This is a genomic window from Bacteroidales bacterium (assembly GCA_018334875.1).
Taxonomy (GTDB): Bacteria; Bacteroidota; Bacteroidia; order Bacteroidales; family UBA12077; genus JAGXLC01.
Map to the genome: position 1 here is coordinate 1 of JAGXLC010000315.1, position 4,714 is coordinate 4,714.

General features: G+C 39.5%; 5 protein-coding genes. 2 read left to right on the plus strand and 3 right to left on the minus strand.

Going from position 1 to position 4,714, the window contains the following annotated elements:
• The 3 genes from KGY70_17195 to KGY70_17205 all read right to left on the minus strand — a co-directional run.
• Window positions 1-201, minus strand: a 201-nt coding sequence (locus KGY70_17195; protein ID MBS3776937.1) for a hypothetical protein, incomplete at its 3' end; no start/stop codon positions are given.
• A gap of 9 nt (window positions 202-210) precedes the next feature.
• Complete coding sequence (locus tag KGY70_17200; protein MBS3776938.1) at window positions 211-429, minus strand: hypothetical protein; 219 nt, start codon at window positions 427-429, stop codon at window positions 211-213.
• 165 nt (window positions 430-594) lie between these two features.
• Complete coding sequence (locus KGY70_17205; GenBank protein ID MBS3776939.1) at window positions 595-1,569, minus strand: acyloxyacyl hydrolase; 975 nt, start codon at window positions 1,567-1,569, stop codon at window positions 595-597.
• 1,215 nt (window positions 1,570-2,784) lie between these two features.
• Here KGY70_17205 and KGY70_17210 point away from each other — a divergent pair.
• Together KGY70_17210 and KGY70_17215 are read left to right on the plus strand one after the other, a co-directional pair.
• On the plus strand, window positions 2,785-4,077 hold the full coding sequence (locus tag KGY70_17210) for a hypothetical protein (protein ID MBS3776940.1): 1,293 nt from the start codon (window positions 2,785-2,787) through the stop codon (window positions 4,075-4,077).
• An 18-nt stretch (window positions 4,078-4,095) separates the two neighbouring features.
• The coding region (locus tag KGY70_17215) for a DUF1565 domain-containing protein (GenBank protein MBS3776941.1) at window positions 4,096-4,714 on the plus strand (619 nt) is incomplete at its 3' end.

The window sequence follows — 4,714 nt, forward strand, 5'->3', positions numbered from 1 at the left end:
TTGGTTATAACCCATCCTAATAAAAGCGTGGAAAAGCTTTTCCAGATTGTTTTCTTTTTTGTCAACCCACAGATCCAAATCAATGGTAGAACGGATCACACCATGAAAATTGGTGGCGAATCCGCCAACAATCAAATATTTTACATTGCATCGGTCTAATGCTTGCAGAACATTATAATACAATCTACCCAATTCCTTCATGGATGTTCTTTATCTAAGAATATAAGCATTCCGTTCCTTCAATCTTTTTTCAACAGCCCTTTGGTAATTCGGACTGAATTTTTTATTAAACTCCATCATTTGCGTCAGTTTACGAAGTCGTTCTTCCGGAGTTAGTGACCTGGCTATCTCGCTTTTCAGTGTTTCCTTGTCTTTGTCCCTTTCAAATGGAAGATCGGGCTTCTGATTCATATCATTCTTATTGTACATATCTTGTGAACTTTTTTCTACATAACGAAAATACAGAAAAAAAATGGCCTTCACCCCGGAAAATATATAATTGGAACTGATTAAACTGATTTCAAATAATAATTTATACCGAAGGAATTATCTGGATCATTGCCTTGAGTGGATAGATGATGCAGCGATAACTTCCTATCTGTTAATTTCGTATCCTATTCCCCATTCAAAATAATCAGCCAATGCAAACCAGTGATGTTTTATGGAAAACTGGAGGGAAAGATTGTTTTCCATAGAATACTTCACCCCCAGGCGACCAGTGAAAGATGGAATATCCATTGAGGGTCTGTATATATAGAGGCCCGGATGAAGTATAAACGAAATCGGGCCTATGTCCCTTTGCAATGAAAGATGAATGGCAGATTGAAAAGGGAGTGGCGACTCATCACGCTCTGCACTTTTATAGGGAAAATATGACCAGGAATCATTATAAAAAAAGTCGATTCCTAAGCCGATACTGCTTTGTGGCAAATATCTGTATCCATAATCAAATATCAGACTTGATGTAAAAATCTGAAATTCTTTACTTTTATGTACTTGTTTAACACCTGGTGCAATCGTAAAGGAAAAGCAATTTCTTTCTTTTGTTTCTTTATCTCGTGATAAAACCAGCTTTCCGGAATGTTTGTGAGTCGAACTAAATTCCAGGCCTGTATGAAAAGTTAGCATATTTATCCCCAGATTCGGAGAAACAACTTTTCCGTTTGATAGATGATGAAAAGATATACCCGGCCTGAGTATCCATTTATCTTCAATGAGTGTTATTTTGCCAATCAGAGAAATTCGTCCGTAAGCATTGAGATGGGATCCTAAAGCTATATTGAAGGGGTTGTTCTCCGGATCATATTTTTTTGTTGCATATGCGGCTCCCAGGACTATTTTTAATTGAACAGGCAATTCATCTGTTAATAAAGGATTTTGCATACTCATATAGGCAGCGTGAACATTACCAAAAACTTCATTATTTCCCAGATTGGAATAAAAATAGCCGGTACCGAGAATTGAATTATTGAATCGCTCTTTGTTTTCATCGTAAAACCAGGCATTCAGTTCGAGACTTCTTATATATTCACGATTCAAAGCCTCCATTGTAGAATAATGTGGAAGCATCGTTCCTGTATGAATACTCAAGTTATAATGGATAGGAGTTTCATTATCAGGCAATTCGGCAATTGCATTTAACTCAAAAAAACAGACAATAATGAGCACCATGCATATTTGAGAACCGATTTTAATCATAGAAATACACTAGAGTCCGACAAAATTGAAAAATAATGGGACTATTCCCAAAAAGTTGCACCCCAATGTTATAAGTTTGTATTTGCCAAAACAAAACCTTACAACATGGATAAAGATAAAGAAATTAATTTTGTTGGAAAGCCGAACCTTTGGGTTGACATTCAAGGAAATCCTACTGACAGATTCAACCACTATCCGGTTATTCAGCTTTATAATCAAAGGATTAGACCGTAATCCGAAAAGAGACAGCAAAAAAAGTAGGCTGTAGATGATAAGGCAGGTGATATTTCTTTGTCGTTTCTCTGACCATTGGGGCGATGTTTCTGTAATGCAAATGGCTGATATTGGGAAACAAATACCAAGAGGATATTCAGGTTTGAGGTTACTATACCTTGGATTCATTTTCCATATTTTCCTTACCTTTATTGAAAAAGGTTTCTCCTTTCACTAGAATGGATCATACCTCATCAATTACCATTCATGAAACCGATGTGAAAAGTTCAGTGTATTATAAAATTCCCTTTGATTTCCCGTGCAGATACAGAGCCTTGTATATCTATTTAGAATGTCTCTATATTAGCCAACTGCGGGACATTATCAAATAAACCTGCTGGAGCAGGAAATCTTTGAACCTTGCGTTGGTAGATTAAGAGAAGGTTTTCATCAGGCCAAAGGTTTCTTCCGATATCTTCAAATATTGCAGGTATATATCCGGATACCGGGATGAGTCAAGACCAACCACCCTGTTTGTTATTTCTTTAAGGTTAATACCAAGCAATCTATTTAGATATTATTTAGAATTAATATAAATTATTTGTTTATAAACCCTTTATAATTTACTCCTCTCTTATTTTTCATACCATGTTTTTATTACATCTACCCTATGTATATTTTTTTCTTTGACATAGAAAAAGTTGCAATTTTCATAAATCCCCTTTAATTTTGTAATAAACCAACAAATCTTGCTCAATATTAAGAAATTATGAGATTTTATTTATCCACTAATCAAAAAAAGGTAAGGCGACAAGCAGTGAATAACCTTTTTGAGATAAGAGTCGATTTTCCAATTTACACAAACACAAATATATGATCAAACCGGGAATTTTACATTTTAAGCTCATAGCCCTGACATTAATTGTTTCGGCAATGTTGATATCCTGCCAAACAAAAGATGATTCGGCATGGCAGAAAGGCAATATGCACACGCATACATTCTGGAGCGACGGGGATGATTTTCCCGAATCTGTGGCAAAATGGTATAAAGACAATGGATACGACTTTCTTGCAATCACCGATCACAATACATTGCTTGAAGGTATGCGTTGGAAAAAGTTCCCCGGAGAGCATCAAGCCCTGGAAAAGTATAAACGCTTGTTCGGTGAAGATTGGGTAGAGACCCAACCGGCTGAAGAGGAAGGAAATATCCAGGTTCGTCTGAGACCGCTGGATGAATTCCGCGATAAGTTTGAAGAGCCGGACGAATTCCTGCTGATGAGCGGTAATGAAATCACAGCCTCTCATGCTGTGCATATGGTTGCCCATCACCAGTATAAAGTTATCCCTCCTGCTGAAGGAAGCGCAGATGAGCGGGCAGCTATGATAAGGAAGATGGTGGAAAGGGTAGCTGAATACAGGCAACAGTCCGGCCGCAACGTATATCCCGTACTTGCCCACCCGAATTTCCAATGGGCCATAACTGCAGAAATGATGCTAAAAGCTGAAGATCTGCGTTTTTTTGAGGTTTACAATGGTCATCCCTCTGTAAACAATGAAGGCAATGAATACCGGGCAAGCACCGAAAGGATTTGGGACATTGTGCTTTCCAAACGTCTTGCTACAGGAGACGAAAAGTTGTTGTACGGGCTGGCAACAGACGATGCACATAATTACCATTCGGCGGGCGCTACACCGGGCAGAGGATGGGTTATGGTCAGAAGCGCAGAACTTACCCCGGAAAGCATCCTTGATGCCATCGACAAGGGAGATTTTTACTCCTCTACCGGCGTATCACTGAAAAATATAAATTTTGACGGAGAAAAAATAGAGGTAGAGATTAAACCGGAAGAAGGAGTAGAATACACCACTGAATATATTGGAACCCGCGCCGGGTTTGAGAAAGAGAGTGAGCCCAGATTCGGTGAATCGGGAAATAAGATAGACAATACCACACACAGATACAGCGATGAGATTGGCAAAGTGCTGGCCAGCTCAAGCGACCTACAATCAAGTTATACATTTACCGGCGATGAGCTGTATGTACGCGTCAGGGTCACATCTTCCGCAGACCAAACAGATCAGATAACCGGAGAGGTAACAGGCAAACAACGTGCATGGGTTCAACCGGTAGTGCCGGGGATAAGCAATAATTACAAGAAATGAACCACCTAAAAAAACATTATGCAACCGACAAAACTTACCAGTTTAGTTATTATTTTGATATTGATGACCTCAGGCGTTTTTGCTACAGAGTATCATGTATCAAAAAAGGGAGACAATGAAAACCCGGGTTCGGCGTCAGAACCCTTCAGAACCATTTCATTTGCGGCGCAAAAAGCACGGCCGGGAGATGTTATAATAGTTCATGAAGGCACTTACAGAGAACGAATAACCCCACCCCGCGGCGGTGCGTCTGACGCTGAGCGGATCATTTACAGGGCAGCAGAAGGTGAGCGCGTGGAAATTAAAGGCTCAGAGGTAATTACAGGATGGGAACGGTTTAACGATGATGTGTGGAAGGCAACAATTCCCAATACCTTTTTTGGAGATTACAATCCTTACAAAGATGAGATCACCGGCGACTGGTTCAATGATCACGGAAGGAGCCACCATACCGGACGAGTCTATCTTAATGGCAAATCCCTTTACGAGACAAGCATTTTAGAAAATGTGCTGAAAGAAAAAACAATTGAGAATTCAGCGGGTCAGGAGCGATATCCCTGGTATTGCGAGACTGACGAAAAGAACACCTACATATATGCCAACTTTCATGGCCAGAACCCCAACAACGAAATGGTGG

Bases quoted from the DNA above. Each gene is read 5' to 3' on its own strand.
- KGY70_17200 (MBS3776938.1), bottom strand. From the start codon at position 429: ATGTACAATAAGAATGATATGAATCAGAAGCCCGATCTTCCATTTGAA.
- KGY70_17210 (MBS3776940.1), top strand. From the start codon at position 2,785: ATGATCAAACCGGGAATTTTACATTTTAAGCTCATAGCCCTGACATTA.
- KGY70_17205 (MBS3776939.1), bottom strand. From the start codon at position 1,569: ATGCTTCCACATTATTCTACAATGGAGGCTTTGAATCGTGAATATATA.